The 19162-nt window shown below is 61.5% G+C and carries 21 protein-coding genes; 13 read left to right on the top strand and 8 right to left on the bottom strand.

The genetic code is table 11. The features are described from left to right. Positions 1-67: 67 nt before the first annotated feature. The gene (locus RH950_RS10620; protein WP_350056482.1) at positions 68-1366 is read left to right on the top strand and encodes an ATP-binding protein; all 1299 of its coding nucleotides are present in this window, start codon (positions 68-70) and stop codon (positions 1364-1366) included. Here RH950_RS10620 and RH950_RS10615 read toward each other — a convergent pair. The 6 genes from RH950_RS10615 to RH950_RS10590 all read right to left on the bottom strand — a co-directional run bounded on the left by RH950_RS10615 (position 1363) and on the right by RH950_RS10590 (position 5083). After that, positions 1363-1698 (bottom strand): tRNA-binding protein, encoded by a 336-nt coding sequence (locus RH950_RS10615; RefSeq protein WP_350056480.1) that lies wholly within the window; start codon positions 1696-1698, stop codon positions 1363-1365. The genes RH950_RS10620 and RH950_RS10615 overlap by 4 nt on opposite strands. 134 nt (positions 1699-1832) lie before the next feature. Next, positions 1833-2258: a phasin family protein gene (locus tag RH950_RS10610; protein ID WP_350056478.1), complete on the bottom strand. Its 426-nt coding sequence runs from the start codon at positions 2256-2258 to the stop codon at positions 1833-1835. A gap of 164 nt (positions 2259-2422) precedes the next feature. Then, positions 2423-3037, bottom strand: a complete 615-nt coding sequence (locus tag RH950_RS10605; RefSeq protein WP_350056476.1) for a TetR/AcrR family transcriptional regulator — start codon at positions 3035-3037, stop codon at positions 2423-2425. Between the two features lie 148 nt (positions 3038-3185). Further along, positions 3186-3998, bottom strand: a complete 813-nt coding sequence (gene proC, locus RH950_RS10600) for a pyrroline-5-carboxylate reductase (RefSeq protein ID WP_350056474.1) — start codon at positions 3996-3998, stop codon at positions 3186-3188. 7 nt (positions 3999-4005) lie between these two features. Further along, entirely contained in the window at positions 4006-4509 is a 504-nt protein-coding gene (locus RH950_RS10595) for a type III secretion system chaperone family protein (RefSeq protein WP_350056472.1), read from the bottom strand. 226 nt (positions 4510-4735) lie between these two features. Beyond that, the gene (locus RH950_RS10590) at positions 4736-5083 is read right to left on the bottom strand and encodes an accessory factor UbiK family protein (RefSeq protein ID WP_350056470.1); all 348 of its coding nucleotides are present in this window, start codon (positions 5081-5083) and stop codon (positions 4736-4738) included. 197 nt (positions 5084-5280) lie between these two features. Here RH950_RS10590 and rfaD point away from each other — a divergent pair, with 197 nt between their 5' ends. The 10 genes from rfaD (at position 5281) to ychF (ending at position 14876) form a co-directional block, all read left to right on the top strand. Then, positions 5281-6273, top strand: a complete 993-nt coding sequence (gene rfaD, locus RH950_RS10585; protein WP_350056468.1) for an ADP-glyceromanno-heptose 6-epimerase — start codon at positions 5281-5283, stop codon at positions 6271-6273. Between the two features lie 16 nt (positions 6274-6289). Beyond that, complete coding sequence (gene lgt, locus RH950_RS10580) at positions 6290-7105, top strand: prolipoprotein diacylglyceryl transferase (protein ID WP_350056466.1); 816 nt, start codon at positions 6290-6292, stop codon at positions 7103-7105. Beyond that, entirely contained in the window at positions 7102-8205 is a 1104-nt protein-coding gene (locus RH950_RS10575) for a class I SAM-dependent methyltransferase (RefSeq protein WP_350056464.1), read from the top strand. Before lgt ends, RH950_RS10575 begins: the two co-directional genes overlap by 4 nt. Before the next feature lie 26 nt (positions 8206-8231). Then, positions 8232-8996, top strand: a complete 765-nt coding sequence (gene pgeF, locus RH950_RS10570) for a peptidoglycan editing factor PgeF (RefSeq protein WP_350056462.1) — start codon at positions 8232-8234, stop codon at positions 8994-8996. A gap of 4 nt (positions 8997-9000) precedes the next feature. Then, positions 9001-10149: a M24 family metallopeptidase gene (locus tag RH950_RS10565; protein ID WP_350056460.1), complete on the top strand. Its 1149-nt coding sequence runs from the start codon at positions 9001-9003 to the stop codon at positions 10147-10149. A gap of 103 nt (positions 10150-10252) precedes the next feature. Further along, positions 10253-11182 carry a hypothetical protein gene (locus RH950_RS10560; protein WP_350056458.1) on the top strand — a complete coding sequence of 310 codons (930 nt, stop codon included), beginning with the start codon at positions 10253-10255 and terminating at the stop codon, positions 11180-11182. 143 nt (positions 11183-11325) lie between these two features. Continuing rightward, the gene (locus RH950_RS10555; RefSeq protein WP_350057116.1) at positions 11326-12261 is read left to right on the top strand and encodes a ribose-phosphate pyrophosphokinase; all 936 of its coding nucleotides are present in this window, start codon (positions 11326-11328) and stop codon (positions 12259-12261) included. 153 nt (positions 12262-12414) lie between these two features. Then, on the top strand, positions 12415-13059 hold the full coding sequence (locus tag RH950_RS10550) for a 50S ribosomal protein L25/general stress protein Ctc (protein WP_350056456.1): 645 nt from the start codon (positions 12415-12417) through the stop codon (positions 13057-13059). Between the two features lie 56 nt (positions 13060-13115). Continuing rightward, positions 13116-13769 (top strand): aminoacyl-tRNA hydrolase, encoded by a 654-nt coding sequence (gene pth / locus RH950_RS10545; protein WP_350056454.1) that lies wholly within the window; start codon positions 13116-13118, stop codon positions 13767-13769. A 3-nt stretch (positions 13770-13772) separates the two neighbouring features. Continuing rightward, positions 13773-14876 carry a redox-regulated ATPase YchF gene (gene ychF, locus RH950_RS10540; RefSeq protein WP_350056452.1) on the top strand — a complete coding sequence of 368 codons (1104 nt, stop codon included), beginning with the start codon at positions 13773-13775 and terminating at the stop codon, positions 14874-14876. 11 nt (positions 14877-14887) lie between these two features. Here ychF and RH950_RS10535 read toward each other — a convergent pair whose 3' ends face one another. Both RH950_RS10535 and RH950_RS10530 read right to left on the bottom strand, forming a co-directional pair. Further along, positions 14888-15778 (bottom strand): bile acid:sodium symporter family protein, encoded by an 891-nt coding sequence (locus tag RH950_RS10535; protein WP_350056450.1) that lies wholly within the window; start codon positions 15776-15778, stop codon positions 14888-14890. A 79-nt stretch (positions 15779-15857) separates the two neighbouring features. Then, complete coding sequence (locus RH950_RS10530; RefSeq protein WP_350056448.1) at positions 15858-16343, bottom strand: P-loop nucleotide/nucleoside kinase family protein; 486 nt, start codon at positions 16341-16343, stop codon at positions 15858-15860. Positions 16344-16607: 264 nt separating this feature from the next. On the opposite strand from RH950_RS10530, the gene RH950_RS10525 reads away from it, so the two are divergent. Further along, positions 16608-17276, top strand: coding sequence for a dienelactone hydrolase family protein (locus RH950_RS10525; protein WP_350056446.1), 669 nt, complete (start codon positions 16608-16610; stop codon positions 17274-17276). 265 nt (positions 17277-17541) lie between these two features. Beyond that, the gene (locus RH950_RS10520; protein WP_350056444.1) at positions 17542-19152 is read left to right on the top strand and encodes a cation:proton antiporter domain-containing protein; all 1611 of its coding nucleotides are present in this window, start codon (positions 17542-17544) and stop codon (positions 19150-19152) included. Positions 19153-19162 lie beyond the last annotated feature (10 nt).

Below are 19162 nucleotides of genomic sequence, written 5' to 3'. Positions count from 1 at the left end.
CCAACCGATGGCGACACTTGCTGAAAATGAACTCCGGACCAAACGCCGGTCCTGGCTTAAGCGTCGCATGCCAAAAACCCTGTTCGGGCGCGCATTGGCGATCTTCCTGACGCCGCTGATCCTTATGCAGGCGATCTCGACCTATGTTTTCTATGACCGGCACTGGGACACAATGGTACGCCGGCTGGCCACGTCACTCGCCGGAGACATTGCCCTGATCGTCACGGAAGTCGAATCGAATGCCAGCCCCGCCGCGCTGACCCGTCTCGACCGGCTCGCGCGCAACCATCTGGGACTGGTCGTCACCTTCCGGTCCGGCGCCATCCTGGAAAACCGCAGCTCGGAAACCCTGTTCGACCCGACCCTGCGCCAGATGCGGCAATCCATGACCGAACAGGTGCGCCGCCCCTTCGTGATCGATACCGACGCCGGCGACCGGCAGATCGCTTTCACGGTGCAACTTCCCGGGGGCGTGCTCGAAGTGCTCGCGCACGAGAAGCGCCTGTACAGCTCGACGACCTATATTTTCGTGATGTGGATGCTGGGCAGCGCCCTGATCCTGTTCGCCATCGCGCTGATCTTCATGCGGAACCAGATCCGGCCGATCCGCCGGCTGGCCATTGCCGCCCGGGCCTTCGGGCTTGGACGCGAAGTCCGCAACTTCAAGCCGGAGGGTGCACACGAAGTCCGTCAGGCGGCGGAAGCGTTCCAGCAGATGCAGGCCCGTATCCGGCGGCAGATCAAGCAGCGTACCGACATGCTGAGCGGAGTCTCGCATGATCTGCGCACCCCCCTTACCCGGATGAAGCTGCAACTGGCCATGCTTGGCGAGGACAAGGCCGTGCAGGAGCTCCAGGCGGACGTGCAGGATATGGAGCGGATGGTCGAAGGGTATCTCGCCTTTGCCCGCGGCGAGGGAACGGAAGCCACCGTCAAGACCGATATCAAGGCCCTGGTGACCGACTTTGCCATCGGCGAGCGGCGCGGCGGCATCCCGCTTGAACTCGAGATGAACGGCCGGGCGCTGCCGCAGGTCGAGATGAAACCGCAATCGATGAAGCGGGCGCTCGCCAATCTGGTGTCCAATGCGCGCCGGCACGCAAAGACCGTCCGCATCACGCTCGACGCCGCCGAAGAAGCCTATGAAATTCTCGTTGATGATGACGGCCCGGGTATTCCGGAAGCCGAGCGCGGACGGGTTTTCAAGCCGTTCTATCGCGGCGACCCGTCCCGCAATCCCGAAACGGGCGGAACCGGCCTCGGGCTGACCATCGCCCGCGACATCGTCCACAGCCATGGCGGCGAAATCGGTCTGGAAGAGTCGCCGCTGGGAGGCCTGCGGGTGCGGATCCGGATGCCGGTCTAATACAATCGCCCGCCGTTCGGCACTTTCAGCGTCGGACTGGCCAGCACCACTTCGCCATCTTCGTCCGGAAATCCGACAACCAGACATTCGCTCATGAACTTGCCGATCTGCTTGGCCGGAAAGTTCACGACAGCGACCACCTGCTTGCCTTTCATGCTTTCGGGTGTGTAATGCCGGGTGATCTGCGCGGAGGTCTTGCGGGTCCCTATTTCAGGTCCGAAATCCACCCAGAGCTTGATCGCCGGCTTGCGCGCTTCCGGATAGGGCGCGGCGTCGGTCACGGTGCCGACGCGGATCTCGACTTTCTCGAAATCGGAATATTCGATGGTCATGAGCGGCTCCCTTATTCGGGAGTGGAGATTATGCGCTCATCCACGCATCGTGAAGGGGTTTCACCCGCCTATAAAACAAAGAGCCGCCGAAACCTGGGGCTGCGGCGGCTCTTCATCACGCTCTCGGGGAAAGCTTATTTCTTGCCGGACAGGGACTGCACTTCTTCCAGGCTTTCGGTGATCCGCTTGTTGATCACGTCGAAGGCTTCCTGGTTCGATTTCGCGAGCATCTCGGAAATCTCGCGCAGATTCGTCACCGTGCGCTCGATCGTCGTCTTGACGGTCTCGGCCTGCTTGGCGATCCGCTCTTCCGGTGCACCCTGCGACATCAGGGCGCCGAGGGTCTTCTGGGATTCCTCGACGGTCTGCTGGAACAGCTCCGCCTGACGCTTGCCAATGGCCTGCAGACCTTCGGTCGCAAGCTGGTTGGCGCTGGCGATGGCTTCGATGTTCTTCTGCTGCGCGCTCATCAGCGCGTCGGCATCGATGCCGGGCATCTTGAAATCCATCATCATCTTCTGAAAATCAATGTTGAGGAACGGGTTTTCCTGTTTAGCCATTTGGACGTCTCCATCTTTTCTGACCACGTATTGCGCGTATCGACTTGACCGGGCCACGGTGGTTAATTGTCGCATCGCCGCGCTATGCTGCAATGCATCATACGCGTTCATATCGGCGTTTCCCCGAACAATGTCAAGAGCTATGTTGCACTGCAACAAAAACCTCAATCTCCGGATAAACCTCTTTCTTTGCGTGGCCTTTTTCGCCCCATGGGGGTGGATGCGACAATTTCGTCAAGCTGCCGCAACCGGCTGTCGAGCGCGGCCATGGTTGGGCCGAGATCGTCACTCTCGTCCTTCAGCCACACCTGAACGATCGAGATATAGAGCCCCGCCAACACCTGGCGGCGCAGGCATCCAAGCGGTCCCCGGTCGCCAAGCCCGGTCTGCCGGAGCACCGCGCTCATCGCGGAAGGGAGGCGGACAAGGCCGGGAAGCGCCATGCAGGGGTCCAGGCGCGCCGCGCCGAAAATAGCCGTGTGGCCAGCACGATGTTCCTGCAACAGCTCGAACCGGGTCATGATTACGTCGAAAAGCCGCTCTGGGACAGGCAAGGACGGGTCACGGGCTTCCGCATCGACCGCAGCATCCACCGCCCGCTCGAACCGGTCCGCCAGACCGTTCAATATTGCGCGCTTGTCAGGATACAGCGCGGTGACATCGGATACGGAAACGCCCGCCCGCACGGCGACCATGTCGATGGTCAACCCGGTCCAGCCCCGTTCACCGGCAACATCCAGAACGGCATCCAGGATCTTGTCCACATTCGCCGGCACCATGGCCCGCTCCAATTATCCAGTCCCTTTCACGATATGTAGCGGCCCGGCGGCAAAACAACCGCCGTGCGCAGCTCGGGGGCTCGCATAGTGCCGAAAACCGGCACGCGAGGCAGGGATTCTGGTTATTGAATGACAGGGAAGCGTCTAACTAGCCGGCAAGTTCTCGTGACCGGTCCGCCGCCGCTTTCAGCGCCCTTTCGAAAACCGGACCGATACCATCATCCGCCATCAGAACCTTCAGCGCTTCCGCCGTTGTCCCGCCCGGGCTGGTGACATTCTGCCGGAGCTGGGCTGCTGGCTCGTCGGACTGTCTGGCCAGTTCCCCGGCACCGGACACCGTGGCCGCGGCCAGCTGCATGGCGAGAGCCGCAGGCAGACCCAGTTTTTCTCCGGCCGCCGCCATGACTTCGATGACCAGGAAGACATAGGCCGGGCCACTGCCCGAAAGTGCCGTCACCGCATCAAGCAGGCCTTCCTCGGGGACCACGACAGCCTCGCCGACAGCGGACAACAGGTCGCCGGCCAGATCCATCTGCGCCTGGCTGGCAGCCTGATTGCCGACATAGGCCGTGATACCGCGCCCGACCGCCGCCGGCGTGTTCGGCATGGACCGGATGATCGCGGCATCGGAACCGAGCAGGCTCTCGAAATACTGGATGGTCTTGCCGGCGGCGATGGAGAGGAAGGCCGTTTCCGGGCCGATATAGCGGGCGAGCGGTGCCGCGTCATCCATCATCTGCGGCTTGAGCGCCAGCATGACCATCCCGGGATGGAAATCCGCCGGGACCTGCGAAATGTCCCGGACAATGGTCACCCCGTCGATGCCCTCGAATTGCGCCGTCGCCGCGTCCGAGCGCTCGATGACGCAGATGCCATGAGCGGCGTAGCCTTTTCCAAGCCAGCCCTGAAGAAGGGCGCCGCCCATTTTGCCGCATCCAAGCAGCAGGAGAGATTTGTTCATTGGAAGATCAAGCCTCTCCGACGACATCCAGCAGGGAAGCCTGCATCGCCTCTTCCGCCGACTTGCCGCCCCAGATGACGAACTGGAACGCGGGGAAGAAACGTTCGCATTCGGTCAGGGCGACATCCACCAGATCCTCGAGCTGCTCGACGCTCGCGGAATGCGCGCCACGCAGCAGGCAGGTCTGCCGGAACATCGGCGTACCATCCTCGGTCGAGAGGTCGAAATGGCCAAGCCAGAGTTTCTCGTTGATCATGGCAAGCAGGGAATGCACCTCGCGCCGTTTCTCCACCGGAACCCGGCTTTCGAAAATGCACGAGAAATGCAGCGCGCCCATATCCTCCTGCCAGAGGAAAAAGAGCCTGTAGTCTGCCCAGCGGCCCTGGATTTCTACGGCGAGCTCGTCATTGCTTGCACGCTCGTGAGCCCAATCATTGGCTCCGACGATTTCCTCCATCAGGTCTAACGGGTTACGGGGAACTTCAACCGTTTCGACGTAAGTCAGAGACATACTATCAACCCCCTCTGAGAGGTGCGCTGTCCGGCGCTCCGGGACGATCGTAGACAAGGATGCTTGGCCTGCGGACGGATCGAATAGTCCGACTAGATCTAGCGTGGTGCCAATCGCCAAGCACCACAAGAAGTAGACTCTCAAATGCGAAACCCACGATCAACCTATATTTCGTGGGTCGCGTCCGAAATATTGGTATATTTAGTTTTCTTTACAAAACAGCGGTTTATTCGCTCTTTTCCGAACCTGATGCAGCGGATTTAGCGGAAGCCGTTGTTTTTGCCTGCTTTGTGGGCCGGCGCGTGGTCTTTGCCTTGGCCTGCTTCAGGCTTGCGAGCTCCTTTTCCAGCACGGCGAGCCGTTTCGCAAGCAATTCCTGCTCGGCCAGTGCCTTTGCCGCCTGTTCGCGCACCGCTGCGAATTCCTCATAGGTGACGAGGTCATGGTCGCCGAGATAACGCTCGAACTGCTGGCGAATCAGCTGTTCCATCTCTTCGCGGACACCGGCGGCGGCGGACATCGCGCCGTTTGCCATCTTGGCGATGTCGTCGAAAAATCTGTTATTCGTCTGCATCGGCGGCTCCTCCTATCTGGCCACGGCTACCGGATATTCGGCAAATCACCGGGGCACAAGCGGCATCCTGCCCCAGACCTACTACTTTCGAGCTTGCGAAAGCAATCCGCGCCGGGCGAGAAACAACCATATAGAGCCTGGAAGCGCGAGGAGAACCTGATCGTGGGTCTGTTTGTCGCAGCATCGGAGGAACGCGCATGATTGTCGTCACCGGCGGCGCCGGATTTATCGGATCGAATCTGGTCGCAGCTCTCAGCGAGCGCGAGGATCTGGCACGGGACATCGTGGTTTGCGACGTGCTTGGTTCCGGAGAGAAGTGGCGCAACATCGCCAAGCGCGAACTTGCCGACATTGTTGCGCCCGGCGATCTGCTCGACTTCCTGGACGCGCACAAGGGCATGGTCGAGACCGTGTTCCATCTCGGTGCCAGTTCCTCCACCACAGAGCGCGATGCCGATTTCATCGTGAGGCAGAATTTCCGCGCCTCCGTCGATCTGTGGAACTGGTGCGCGGAGAATGATGCCCGGCTGATTTACGCCTCCTCCGCCGCAACCTACGGCGACGGCAGCGAAGGCTTCGAGGACGATGCCAGCATCGAGGGCCTCGCCGGCCTGCAGCCGCTCAATCCCTATGGCTGGAGCAAGCATCTGTTCGACCGCCGCATCGCCCGGCTGGTCGCCGAGGGGCGGAAGACTCCGAAACAATGGGCCGGCCTGAAATTCTTCAATGTCTATGGGCCGAACGAATCCCATAAGGGCAACCAGCAAAGCGTGGTGGCGCAGATCTATCCGCGGGCGGCGGCCAACCTGCAGGCGACGCTGTTCCGCTCGCACAACCCCGACTACAAGGATGGCGGCCAGCTCCGCGATTTCGTCTGGGTCGGCGATTGTGTCGATGTGATGATCTGGCTGCATGACACGCCGGATGTTTCCGGCCTGTTCAATCTCGGTACCGGCCAGGCCCGCTCCTTCGCCGATCTCGCCCGGTCCGTCTATGTTGCCCTTGGCAAGGATCCGCGAATCGATTTCGTGGATACGCCGGTGGAAATCCGAGATCGCTACCAGTACTTCACAGAGGCACGCATGGAAAAGCTTCGGAGCGCCGGATATCCCGGCCAGTTCACGCCTCTTGAAGAGGGTGTGCGGCGCTACGTTCAGGACTACCTCGACACCGAAGACCCTTACCGCTGAACCGGGAGCGACACTGATGGAGCAGGCCGGCCTGCCTTTCCCGAATATCGACCCGGTGATCTTTTCCATCGGACCATTCGCAATCCGCTGGTATGCGCTCGCCTATATTGCCGGCCTGCTCCTCGGCTGGCGCTACTGCGACCATCTCTGCCGGCAGGCGCCCCGCTTCATGGACCCGGCCACGCTCGACGATCTGCTGGTCTATGCCACGCTTGGCGTCGTGCTCGGCGGCCGTCTCGGCTATGTGCTGTTTTACAATCTGGGCTACTACGTCGAAAATCCGTTGCAGATCCTCATGGTCTGGCAAGGCGGCATGGCCTTCCATGGCGGCATGCTCGGAACGCTCGCCGGACTGTTCCTGTTCGCCCGGAGACGCGGCCTCAATCCGCTGGCGGTCGGCGATATTGTCGCCGCGGCAGCACCGATTGGCCTGTTCTTCGGCCGCATCGCAAACTTCATCAATGGCGAGCTCTATGGCCGCGCAACCGATGCGCCCTGGTCCATGGTCTTTCCGAACGGCGGCCCGGTGCCCCGGCATCCGAGCCAGCTTTATGAAGCCGCACTTGAGGGCCTGCTCCTGTTTGTCATCCTCGCACTGCTGGTTGCCCGCACAGATATAAGGCGCCATCCCGGCGCCGTCGGAGGCCTGTTCTTTGCCGGCTATGGGATAGCCCGCTTCACCGTCGAGTTCTTCCGGGAGCCCGACGCGCAACTCGGTTTCCTGTACGCCGGCGCAACCATGGGCCAGTTGCTGTCGCTGCCGATGATCCTTGTCGGACTGGCGGTGACGGTCTGGGCACTTCGCCGTCCCCCGATCCCGGATAAGGCATGACGGCAAATCCGCTTTCGGCGCATCTGAAGGCCCTGATCGCGGCAGACGGCCCGCTGACTGTCGCGCGCTACATGCGGGAGGCCCTGCTGCACCCGGAGCATGGCTACTACACGACCCGCGAGCCATTCGGCACCGCCGGCGACTTCATCACCGCGCCGGAGATCAGCCAGGTCTTCGGCGAGCTGATCAGCCTCTGGTGCGCCGCTGTCTGGCAACAGTCCGGCAGTCCCGAGAGAATGGCGCTGATCGAGTTCGGCCCCGGACGCGGCACCCTGATGGCAGATGCCCTCCGCGCCGCGCGCATCGTTCCGGGATTTTCCGGTGCGATTGACGTCCATCTCGTTGAGGCCAGCCCGAGACTGCGATCCCTCCAGCGCGAAACACTCGCCGATACCGGCGTGACCTGGCATGACAGTCTGGAGACGTTGCCGCGCCTGCCGTCTCTGGTTATCGGCAATGAGTTCTTCGATGCCTTGCCGATCCGCCAGTTGATCTATCGCGGCGGCGCCTGGCGAGAGCGTTGCATCGTCTGGGACGATCACAGCGACGCGCCCCGATGGTCGGACATGGCGGCCCCGGATACATTGATCCGGCAGATGCCGGAGCGGGCAGCCGTCCCTGCCGAAGGGGACATCTTCGAGATTTGCGAGGACGGACGGCTGACAGCCGGAGCGATCGCGCAGCATATTGCGCTTCATGGCGGCGCCGGACTTTTCCTCGATTACGGTCATGGCAAGAGCGCCTATGGCGATACCTTCCAGGCTCTCCGCCGCCATAGATATGTAGATGTCCTGGACGCGCCGGGAACAGCAGATCTGACCGCCCATGTCGATTTCGACGCCCTTCTCGCCAGCGCTGCCGCCAGCGGCTGCAGCTGTTTCGGCACCGTCACGCAAGGACAATTCCTGTCCGCGCTCGGGGTCGAGGCACGGGTCGAGCGTCTTGCGCAAGAAGCATCTCCCCGCCAGACGATGACACTGCGTAGCAGCGCGCGCCGCTTGATCGAACCCACCGAAATGGGCACGCTGTTCAAGGCAGTGGCGATCGCCGCGCCGGAAGTGGACGCACTTCCCGGTTTCGGGCCACCGCGGAGTCTGTAAGTGCGTGAAACGGGAGCCATTTCAGGGTGATCCAGCTTGACGAAATGAACACGGACAAAATCCGCCATGCTTTCTATACGAGGCGCGGCGGGGTCAGCCATGGCATCTACCGGTCACTGAATTGCGGGCTCGGCTCCGGTGACGCACGAAAGTCCGTCACTGCCAACAGGGCCCGGACCATGGCGGCGCTGGATTGCGAGCCTGAAGCCCTCTTCACCTGCAACCAGATCCATTCCGCCTTTGTTCATGTCATCGACAGTGACGAGCGCCCCGTCGAACCACCGCGCGCAGACGGCATGGTGACAACACAGAAGAATGTCGCGCTTGGCGTGCTGACGGCGGATTGCGCCCCCCTGCTGTTCTCCGATCCGGAAGACGGCATCATTGGCGCCTGCCACGCCGGCTGGCGCGGCGCCCTGAACGGGGTCATCGAGGCAACTGTCGAGGCGATGATCGAACTCGGCGCCCGCGCGGACAATATCCAGGCCGCCGTCGGTCCCTGCATCGGCGTGAACTCCTACGAAGTCGGCCCGGAATTCCCGCAGCCCTTCCTCGAGCAGGACAAGAACAACGCCGCCTATTTCAGCGCCGGAAAACGCGACGGGCATTTCCAGTTCGATCTGTCGAATTACTGCGCCTCGCGCCTGTCCCGCCTCCGGCTGGCCGAAATCTACCGGCTTGATTGCGACACCTGCCGCGACGAGCCGAATTTCTTCAGCTACCGGCGATCCCGCCTGCGGACCGAGCCGGATTACGGCCGGCAGCTCTCGACCATCGTCATAACGGAGTAGCACCATGCTGCATTTCGCCGAACAGGAGCTCGCCGATCGCCGCGCGCGCGCCATCGCACTGATGCAGGAACGCGGCCTCGACGGCCTGCTGATGTTCCGCCAGGAAAGCATGTTCTACCTGACCGGATATGACACGTTCGGCTTCTGCTTCTTCCAGTGCCTCTATCTCGGCGCGGACGGACGGCTGGCCCTGATCACCCGGGCGCCCGATCTCCGCCAGGCACAGAACACCAGCATGATCGAGGACATCCGGATCTGGGTGGATCGCGACGGCGCCACGCCGGCGGGCGAGTTGAAGGCAATGCTGAGCGATCTCGGCTGCGCCGGAAAGACCTTCGGCATCGAATACGACGCCTATGGACTGACCGCACGTAACGGCATGGCGATCAACGCAGAGCTGGATGGATTCTGCACTCTGATCGACAGCTCGGAACTGGTCTCCGGGCTGCGGGTGGTGAAATCACCGGCGGAACTGGCCTATGTCCGTCGCGCCGCCGCGCTGGCGGATGACGCCCTCGTCGCCGCGCACATGCTGACCGGCCCGGGCGCCTTCGAAGGCGATATCCTGGCCGCCATGCAGGGCGCCGTATTCAAGGGCGGCGGCGACTACGCCGGAAACGAATTCATCATCGGGTCCGGCTCAGATGCGTTGCTCTGCCGCTACTTCACCGGCCGCCGCACGCTGGGCACCGAGGACCAACTGACATTGGAGTTTGCCGGGGCATACCGGCACTACCATGCCTGCATGATGCGGACAATTCCGATCGGCCCGCTGAAGCCGGGCCACGTGGACATGCATGGCGCCTGCGTCGAAGCGCTGGAAGCCTGTCGCGAGGCGCTGCATCCAGGAAACATCGTCGGCTCCGTGTTCGATGCACATGCCCATGTCATGGACAAGCGCGGCTACGAGCACGCCCGGATGAATGCCTGCGGCTATTCCCTCGGGGCCGTCTTCGCGCCAATCTGGATGGACTATCCGATGTTCTACCATCGCAACCCGGTGGAAATCCGGCCCGGCATGGTGTTCTTCGCGCATATGATCCTGATGGACAGCGAAAAGGATCTGGCCATGACATTGGGTGAAACCTTCATCGTCACCGACAACGGGAACGAGCGCCTGTCCAAGCTGCCCCTCGACCTGGTCCACCGGTAGCGCCCGGGAGGGACAAGGACCATGCCTCACCTTCAGATCCTGTTCGCCGTGACAGTTCTCGGACTGCTTGTCAGTTGCGTCCTGGTGATTTAAGCCCGGCGCCATGACAGACAGCCTTTCCCGCTGGCGGTTTCCCGCACGTCTTTGCGCCCTATTCGCCGTGCTCGCCCTGAGCGTGACCGGTTGCGGCGACATACCGCGTCCCTTCGGCCGCGAGTCGTACGAGAAAACCCACACCGACTTCCTGCTGATACCGGAAGCGGCCGGCATCTATGTCGAGCCCGTGGAAGGCCCGGTAGACTGGGTCGGCGAATCCATCGCGACCGCCGTCTCGACGGCGCTGGTCGAGCACAATGTCGTGGCCAGTGCCGGTGCCCGGAACAGGGGAAGCTACATCCTCAGGAGTCAGGGCTACCAGCAGCTTCACGCCAACCGGCCCGCGGAACTTGTCCTGGATTGGGAACTGAGCGATCCGGCCGGGAACCTGATCGGCGAGAAGAGCGTTGTGTCGGTGCCGCCGCCGGATTTCTGGGAAACGCCGGACCCGAAGCATTTCCAGGACATTGCCAACAAGAACGCCCCCGGGATCGCGGCATGGCTGATCCCGCAGCTTGCGGCCGCCGTCGCAGAGAACCTGCCGATCCTACATGTCGACCTGATCGACGGCGAGGCGGGCAAGGGAAACGCCATCCTGCGTCAGGCCCTGCTGCGCAAACTGCGCGCCCGCGGCGTCGATGTCGCAAACAGCGGCACGATCCCGGAAGACGCGCTGTCCCTGAAAGGCCGGATCGACATCAAGCCGCTCAATGCAGATACCGACATGGTCGCCATAACCTGGCGTCTGGCTGATCTGGCTGCCCGCGAAATCGGGGTCATCGACCAGCAGAACGCGGTGCCTTCGGGCAGCATGGCCGACAACTGGCTCAGCGCCGCCCCGCTCATCGCGGACGGGGCCATGCAAGGTCTCCTGCCCCTGCTGCGCGCCTATGAGCGCCAAAGAATAGGCGAGAAACCTGTTACCAAACGGCAATAACCCTTGCACCGTTTCAACCGCCGCTGATATGTTCCGCCCGCTTCTACTGAGGCTGGTTTCCCGGAGATCGGTCTCAGCACTACAGAGATTTCGCCGCTCCTTTTCCAAACCGCGATCATAGGGCACGAATGTCAGACGTTCGTATGAAGATCCTGGCCTGCAACAGTAACAGGCCACTGGCGGAAGCAATCGCCACCTATCTCAATATGCCGTTGACGAAGGCCGACATCCGCCGGTTCTCCGACATGGAAGTGTTCGTCGAGATCCAGGAGAATGTGCGCGGGGAGGATGTCTTCGTCATCCAGCCGACCTCCTATCCGGCGAACGACAACCTGATGGAACTGCTGGTGACGCTCGATGCGCTGAAACGCAGCTCGGCCCGGCGGATCACGGCTGTCATTCCCTATTACGGCTATGCCCGTCAGGACCGGAAGTCCGGGTCCAGGACTCCGATTTCCGCAAAACTGGTCGCCAACCTGATCACGTCGGCCGGCGCCGACCGGGTGCTGACCATCGATCTCCATGCGGGTCAGATCCAGGGCTTCTTCGACATCCCGACCGACAATCTTTTCGCCGCCCCGGTGTTCCATAACGACATCACCGAACGTTATGGAGACGAGGCACTCACCATCGTCTCCCCCGATGTCGGCGGCGTGGTGCGCGCCCGTGCGCTGGCCAAGCCGCTGAATGCCGACCTGGCGATCATCGACAAGCGCCGCGAACGTGCCGGCGTTTCCGAAGTCATGAACATCATCGGTGACGTGAAGGACCGGCGCTGCATCCTGGTCGACGATATCGTCGATAGCGGCGGCACCCTCTGCAACGCGGCCGAAGCCCTGATCGCCTCCGGCGCGGTTTCCGTCGACGCCTATATCACGCACGGCGTGCTCTCCGGCGGTGCGGTCGCCCGCGTCACCTCCTCGCCGCTGCAATCGCTGGTCACCACCGACAGTATCCAGACCACCGAAGCGGTCCGCCTGGCCCGGAATATCCGGCAGATTTCGATCGCACCGCTGCTCGGCGAGTCGATCCGGCGGATCAGCGAAGAGCGTTCGGTTTCCAGCCTGTTCAACTTCTGAGTCTGTCCAGACGGAACGGACGGCCACGCCGGACCGCAAAGGGCTGGCTTTTTCCCGCGAAAGCCACTAAAACGCCTCGCTCATCCGTTCCGCCTTGCGGGCCGGCACCCCTGGAGGTCAGCCGCACGCGGAACATATTTATTGGAGAATAAAATGTCTGATGTGATCGCACTGAGCGCCCAGACGCGTGACCGGGTCGGTAAGGGGTCCGCCCGTGCCGCCCGTCGCGCGGGGCTCATCCCGGCCGTAATCTACGGCGACAAAAAAGACCCGGTTTCCGTAACCCTGAATGAACGCGCGCTGACGAAGCTGCTTCATCAGACCGGTTTCTTTTCGACCCTGATCGACCTCGAAGTCGACGGCAAGAAGCACAGCGTGCTCGCCCGTGACGTCCAGCTGCACCCGGTCACCGATCGTCCGGAGCATGTCGATTTCCTTCGGGTCAGCGCCAGCTCGACGATTACCGTCGAAGTGCCGGTTGAGTTCATCAATGAAGACCAGTGCCCGGGCATCAAGGCCGGCGGTGTTCTGAACATTGTTCGGCACGAAGTCGAAGTCAGCTGCCGTCCGGACCAGATGCCGTCTTCTCTGACGCTTGATCTGTCCGGCTGGAATGTCGGCGACAGCATCCACATCAGCGCGATCGTGCTTCCGGAAGGTGTCACCCCGACGATCACCGATCGGGACTTCACCGTGGCGACCATCGCCGCGCCGTCCTCGATGAAGAGTGAAGCGAGCGACGCCGAAGACGAGGCCGAAGGTTCGGCTGAAGAAGCCGAAACCGAGTCCGAAGACTAATCGGCCGCGCCGTGCCCGCCTCCTCGTGAGGTGGTCCGGCGGGAGGGGACCGCGCGATGTTTCTGTTCGTTGGCCTTGGCAATCCCGGGGCGAAATACGAGCTGACGCGCCATAATATCGGCTTTCTCGTCGCTGACGAAATTGCCGAAAGCTATGGCTTCGGTCCTTTCCGGGCACGCTTTCAGGCCCTCACCGCCGACGGTACCGTCGGCGGTGAGAAGGTTCTGCTGATGAAACCGACCACCTTCATGAACGATTCCGGCCGCGCCGTCGGCGAAGCGGTCCGGTTCTTCAAGATCCCTCTCGAGAACATCATCGTCTTCTATGACGAGATCGACCTTGCCCCCGGCAAACTGCGCGTGAAGCGCGGCGGCGGAAGCGGCGGTCACAACGGTATCCGCAGTCTCGATGCCCATATCGGCAAGGAATACTGGCGGGTCCGGCTCGGCGTCGGCCATCCGGGCGACAAGAACCGGGTGAAGGATTACGTGCTGCAGGATTTCACCAAGGCGGAACGCACCGGCTGGCTTTCGAAACTTGTGCCCGCAGTCGCCGACGAAGCGGACCTTTTGGTCCGTGGTGACGAAAGCGGTTTCATGAGCCGGGTCAGCCAGGCTGTATTCCCGCAACGCCCAAAACCGCCGAAACAAAATAACAAGCCGGACTCAGCCAAGGCTGACGGCGCCAGCGACAACAGTCAGGAAAATTAAGTCATGGGCTTCAAGTGCGGCATCGTTGGCCTGCCGAATGTCGGCAAATCCACGCTCTTCAACGCGCTGACCGAAACGGCGGCGGCGGAAGCGGCGAACTATCCGTTCTGCACCATCGAGCCGAATACCGGCCGGGTGGCCGTGCCGGACCCGCGCCTTGAAAAGCTCGCCGAACTCGCCAGCTCGAAAACCATCCTGCCGACCCAGCTTGAGTTCGTCGACATTGCCGGTCTGGTACGCGGCGCCAGCAAGGGCGAAGGCCTTGGCAACCAGTTCCTTGCCAATATCCGTGAAGTCGATGCCATCGTGCATGTGCTGCGCTGCTTCGCCTCCGACGACATCACCCATGTCGAAGGCTCCGTCGATCCGCTGCGCGATGCGGAGACCATCGAGACCGAGCTGATGCTCTGCGATCTCGACAGCCTGGAGCGCCGGGTCTCCCCGCTGGAGAAGAAAGCCAAATCCGGCGACAAGGACGCGAAGATCCAGGTCGCCATCATGACCCGGCTTCTGGAAGCCCTGCGCGACGGCAAGCCGGGCCGCTCCATCGATGACTGGAGCCCGGAAGAGCAGAAGATCGTCGCCACCCTGCAGCTGCTGACCACCAAGCCGGTGCTCTATGTCTGCAATGTCGACGAGGAAAGCTCCGCCGAAGGCAACGACTATTCCGCCAAGGTGTTCGAGATGGCGAAAGCCGAAGGCGCCGTCGCGGTTGTGATTTCAGCCGCGATCGAGTCGGAGATCGCCCAGCTCGGCACTGCGGAAGAGAAAGCCGAATTCCTGGAAACCCTTGGCCTCAAGGAAACCGGGCTTGCCCGTGTGATCCGTGCCGGTTACAGCCTGCTGGATTTGCTGACCTTCTTCACGGTCGGCCCGAAGGAAGCCCGCGCCTGGACCGTCGGCCGCGGCGCCAAGGCACCGAACGCGGCAGGCGTCATCCATACCGATTTCGAGCGCGGCTTCATCCGGGCGGAAACCATCGCCTATGACGATTTCGTCGCCTGCGGCGGCGAGAGCGGCGCCAAGGAAGCCGGCAAGATGCGGGTCGAAGGCTCGGAATATCTGGTGAAGGACGGCGACGTTTTCCACTTCCGCTTCAACGTGTAACTGGACAGTCGTCACACAGCCTGAGAAACAGGCACGAGTTTCCGCCGGGCCAGCGCGAGAAACAGCAGCCCGGTCGCGAACATGATCAGGCTGTAGGTTGCAGCCGGGATGACGTAGGCGCCGCCGCCAAAGATCAGCACGCCCACCGCGATGGCGAGGGTGCCATTCTGCAGGCCGCATTCGATGCAGATCGAAACACGCTGCGCCGGGCCGCTCCCGAGTGCCCGGGCGCCGAGAAAGGCGAGCAGCATCATGATGATGTTCAACGCGAGCGTGACCAGTCCGGCTTCGGCGAAATACGCCACCACATTTTCCCGCTCCTGAAGAATTGCGCCCGCAAGTACGAGCACGAAGAACAGGGTCGAGACCTTGGTCGCATAAGGCGCGCACCGGCTCGTCAATCCAGGCATGAAGTGACGCACCGCCATGCCAATCGCGACCGGAACGGTGACGATCAGGAAAATGCTGATTGCCGTCTTACCGATGGAGATTTCCCCGGCCAGCGCCTCACCAACGATCTGCTGATAGGCCATCCCGAGGACCAGAGGAATGGTCACCACGCTGAGCAGACTGGCAACGGCCGTCAGCGACACCGATAGCGCGACGTCCCCTTTCGCCAGAGCGGTCAGGAAATTCGACGTCACGCCGCCCGGCGCCACGGCAATCAACATCACGCCCATGGCAATTTCCGGAGCCAGGGGCCAGCTGGAAACCAGAAGAAAACCGACGAGCGGCAGCAACAGCATCTGGAAGGCCAGTCCCGTAAGCATGTCGCGAGGCTGCGTCAGAAAACGGCCGAAATCGGACACCCGGAGCCCCAGCCCCAAAGTGAACATCATGAAGGCCAGGACCAAGGGCAGGACGATGTCGGTGACGATCCCCATTTCGAACCTCGTTTTCATTTTGGCCACCGTACGGTGTGCCGGGAGATTTCCCGAATAGCACAACGGGTTCCTTTAGGCTTCAGAAGGATGTGATGCGTCAAAGCCCTCCATGCACCAGGATCGGCAGGCCTTCATCCTCCTGCGGCGCGTCGAAATACCGCGTGACCAGGTCGAACTGCTCGTCACTGGGCGCAAATTCATGGCCACCCTCTGCATTGCGCCGGTTCAACCGCATCCTGCAGGTATCGTCCGGAAGCTCCAGATAATGCAGGATGGGGCACGCTCCGGAACTGTCCGCAATTCCGCGCATCCAGCGGCGGACACCGCGTGTGTTCGCAGGGTAGTCCAGCACGACGGAAACCCCGCCCTCCAGAAGGGCGCTCACATGCGGTCCCATGACCGCACGCAGCCGCGCCGAATATGCGACATAGTCCTCGACGGTCCGCATTTCCGGGCCAAACAGGCTGCCGAGCCAGGCATCCTCGCTGATCAGCAAGGCACCGGAATGCTCGGAAAGGCGTTTGGCGAAAGTGGATTTACCGGCGGCGATCTTGCCGCAGAACAGATGCAATATAGTGGACATGGCGCTTTACCGTTTCCGGGTCTGGAGCCCGGCTGCGGGTATGACCCGCGGGTTTTGGAACAAGGGTATACGATGACCCGGCCTGTTGATCAGACCGGGTCGGTAATAACTCGGCGCACCACGAGGGTCGCCGCCTTGTTCAGAAGCGCGTTCATGCTTTTTGATTAACGCAACCCGCGCCGTCCGTCACGCGGAAACCGCTTTGCCATCCGTACCGGCTGGCTCTAGAGTCCGCCGCTCGGAACAAAGGCATGGGAGCGACTGATGGGCGAGTTCATTCAGCTGACGGCATCGGACGGGCATAAATTCGACGCGTATCTGGCACAGCCAAGCGGCAAGGCCCGCGGCGGCGTGGTCGTGGTGCAGGAGATCTTCGGCATCAACGCGCACATCCAGAGCGTGGCGGACGACTACGCGGCGCAGGGCTATCTCGCCATCGCACCCGCATTGTTCGACCGGATCGAGCCGAAGATCGAACTCGGCTACGAGGCCGACGACATCGAAAAGGGCCGGGACTACAAGGACCGCAGCAAAACGGATCCGGCCCTGCTGGATATCGCGGCGGCGCGGGAGACCGCGGCGGCGGCCGGAAAGGTCGGCGTCGTCGGCTATTGCTGGGGCGGGCTTCTTGCCTGGCTGGCAACAACGCGGCTCGACGGGTTCGCCGCCGGTGCCAGCTACTATGGCGGCGGCATCGGCACGGTTGCCGAAGAGAAGCCGAAATGCCCGGTGATCTTCCATTTCGGCGAGCAGGACCATGCCATCCCGAAAGAGGACGTCGAGAAAGTCAAAGCCGCGCATCCGGAACTGACGGTGAACATGTACCCGGCCGGTCACGGCTTCAATTGCGACCACCGGGGCAGCTTCGACGCCACCAGCGCCAAGATTGCGCGGGAGCGGACACTGGAGCTGTTCGGCGAACATATCGGTTAGACCGGCCAGCGCGTCATAATCGCGGTGCCTTGGCTGGCACCGCGATACAGCAGGCACCTCCCCGCCTGTCAGGTTCGGAGCATGCAAACAGCAGCTCCTCTCGTCGCCCTCGCGGTCCAGTGGCACCATTCAAAACGTCTATGCGAGATTTATCGGGCATCAGGCTCCCAATCCCTTAAAATCGACTGGAGCGGCCTGAAAACTCGCCGGTAATTCGACCGATGGTCCGGCCCATATCCGATGTCTTGTAGGTGAGCGCAGACTGTTGGACTCTTCCATAATTGCAATCGATTTCCGCGACCCGGCATGGATCGCCATAGCATTTCTGTCCGGATTGCTTGTCCGCCAGGTCGGCCTGCCGCCAATGGTCGGCTTCTTGATCGCCGGTTTCGTACTGCATATGTTTGGCGCCGAGAGCGATCAGTTCCTTCTCTCTGTCGCCGATATGGGCATCACACTACTGCTGTTCACCATCGGCTTGAAGCTGAGGCTCAGCACTCTGCTGCGCCCGGAGATCTGGGCGACCACAAGCCTGCATATGGGCGCCACGATTATCATCGCCACCGGCTTCATCGCAGCACTCGGCTGGGCCGGTTTTCTTCTTTTCGAAGGTATGGATTATCAGACGGCACTGATCATCGCGTTCGCCCTGTCTTTCTCGAGCACCGTCTTCGCCGTCAAGACCCTGGAAGGTCGCGGCTCACTGATGTCGCGCTACGGTCAAGCCGCGATCGGCATCCTGATCATGCAGGATATTGCCGCCGTGGTTTTCCTGGCCTTTTCCGCAGGTAAATTGCCGACGGTCTGGGCGTTATCCCTTCTCGCACTCATTCCCGCGCGCCATGCGCTGGGATATCTGATGGAGCGGAGCGGCTATGGCGAACTGCTGGCCGTTTTCGGCTTCAGCATGGCACTCGGTGGCGCAGCATTGTTCGAGCTGGTGGGCATGAAGGGCGATCTTGGCGCACTCGCAATGGGCGTTCTGTTGGCGAGTCACGCCAGGGCCAAGTATCTCGCCAGTATACTGATGAACTTCAAAGATGTGTTTCTGGTCTGTTTCTTCCTGACCATCGGGCTCACCGGTCTGCCGACATGGGAAACCGCAGCAACCGCAGTGGTTCTGATGATTCTCATTCCGATCAAAACGCTGCTTTTCGTCTGGCTGCTGACGCTGTTCCGGATGCGCGCCAGGGGCTCGACATTTGGCGGGCTGGTCCTGAGCAACTATTCCGAATTCGGTCTGATCGTGATCGTCATCGCGATTGGCGCGGAGTGGCTTGCGCCCGACTGGTTGACGGTCATCGCTCTGGCATTGTCAATTTCCTTGATTATTTCCTCTGCCATGAATGTCTACGCGCTGGAGATTTACAGCCGTTTCAGCAGTATCCTGGCCGGATGGGAGACTCGAAAACGCTTGGTTGGCGACGAAGATATCGATCTTGGCGGGCACCGCATTCTGATCTTCGGAATGGGGCGTGTCGGACGGGCCGCATATGATGAAATGCGCACCCATGCGGAAGACAAGATCATCGGGATCGATCTGGATGAAGCGCAGGTTGAACGAAACCGTAATGAGGGGCGCAACGTTGTCCTTGGCGACGCCACAAATCCCGAATTCTGGTCTCGTATCGTGACACCCCATTTCGGCATTGAAATGATCCTGCTCTCGATGTCGAAGCATCAATCCAATATCGATGCCGCAAGGCAGATGCGTGAGCGCGGTTATGAAGGCCCGATCGTCTCCACATCGCTTTTCCCGGACCAGGAACAGGAACTCCTGGAAAATGGGATCGACGAGGTTTTCAACATCTATGACGAGGCTGGCAGCGCCGCCGCCACACGCATGCACGGACTGTTGGAAAGCCATCGGCCCTGAGTAGAAGTCT

It is taken from the genome of Nisaea sp. (assembly GCF_040217065.1).
GTDB lineage: Bacteria > Pseudomonadota > Alphaproteobacteria > Thalassobaculales > Thalassobaculaceae > Nisaea.
Note: the sequence above shows the minus strand (reverse complement) of the source record. Positions and strands in the feature narration are given on the sequence as shown.

Bases quoted from the DNA above. Each gene is read 5' to 3' on its own strand.
- RH950_RS10615 (WP_350056480.1), bottom strand. From the start codon at position 1,698: ATGACCATCGAATATTCCGATTTCGAGAAAGTCGAGATCCGCGTCGGC.
- RH950_RS10565 (WP_350056460.1), top strand. From the start codon at position 9,001: ATGCTGCATTTCGCCGAACAGGAGCTCGCCGATCGCCGCGCGCGCGCC.
- ychF (WP_350056452.1), top strand. From the start codon at position 13,773: ATGGGCTTCAAGTGCGGCATCGTTGGCCTGCCGAATGTCGGCAAATCC.
- RH950_RS10610 (WP_350056478.1), bottom strand. From the start codon at position 2,258: ATGGCTAAACAGGAAAACCCGTTCCTCAACATTGATTTTCAGAAGATG.
- RH950_RS10535 (WP_350056450.1), bottom strand. From the start codon at position 15,778: ATGAAAACGAGGTTCGAAATGGGGATCGTCACCGACATCGTCCTGCCC.
- RH950_RS10550 (WP_350056456.1), top strand. From the start codon at position 12,415: ATGTCTGATGTGATCGCACTGAGCGCCCAGACGCGTGACCGGGTCGGT.
- RH950_RS10560 (WP_350056458.1), top strand. From the start codon at position 10,253: ATGACAGACAGCCTTTCCCGCTGGCGGTTTCCCGCACGTCTTTGCGCC.
- RH950_RS10525 (WP_350056446.1), top strand. From the start codon at position 16,608: ATGGGCGAGTTCATTCAGCTGACGGCATCGGACGGGCATAAATTCGAC.
- RH950_RS10595 (WP_350056472.1), bottom strand. From the start codon at position 4,509: ATGTCTCTGACTTACGTCGAAACGGTTGAAGTTCCCCGTAACCCGTTA.
- RH950_RS10620 (WP_350056482.1), top strand. From the start codon at position 68: ATGCCAAAAACCCTGTTCGGGCGCGCATTGGCGATCTTCCTGACGCCG.
- pth (WP_350056454.1), top strand. From the start codon at position 13,116: ATGTTTCTGTTCGTTGGCCTTGGCAATCCCGGGGCGAAATACGAGCTG.
- RH950_RS10530 (WP_350056448.1), bottom strand. From the start codon at position 16,343: ATGTCCACTATATTGCATCTGTTCTGCGGCAAGATCGCCGCCGGTAAA.
- proC (WP_350056474.1), bottom strand. From the start codon at position 3,998: ATGAACAAATCTCTCCTGCTGCTTGGATGCGGCAAAATGGGCGGCGCC.
- RH950_RS10555 (WP_350057116.1), top strand. From the start codon at position 11,326: ATGAAGATCCTGGCCTGCAACAGTAACAGGCCACTGGCGGAAGCAATC.
- lgt (WP_350056466.1), top strand. From the start codon at position 6,290: ATGGAGCAGGCCGGCCTGCCTTTCCCGAATATCGACCCGGTGATCTTT.
- RH950_RS10605 (WP_350056476.1), bottom strand. From the start codon at position 3,037: ATGGTGCCGGCGAATGTGGACAAGATCCTGGATGCCGTTCTGGATGTT.
- rfaD (WP_350056468.1), top strand. From the start codon at position 5,281: ATGATTGTCGTCACCGGCGGCGCCGGATTTATCGGATCGAATCTGGTC.
- RH950_RS10575 (WP_350056464.1), top strand. From the start codon at position 7,102: ATGACGGCAAATCCGCTTTCGGCGCATCTGAAGGCCCTGATCGCGGCA.
- RH950_RS10590 (WP_350056470.1), bottom strand. From the start codon at position 5,083: ATGCAGACGAATAACAGATTTTTCGACGACATCGCCAAGATGGCAAAC.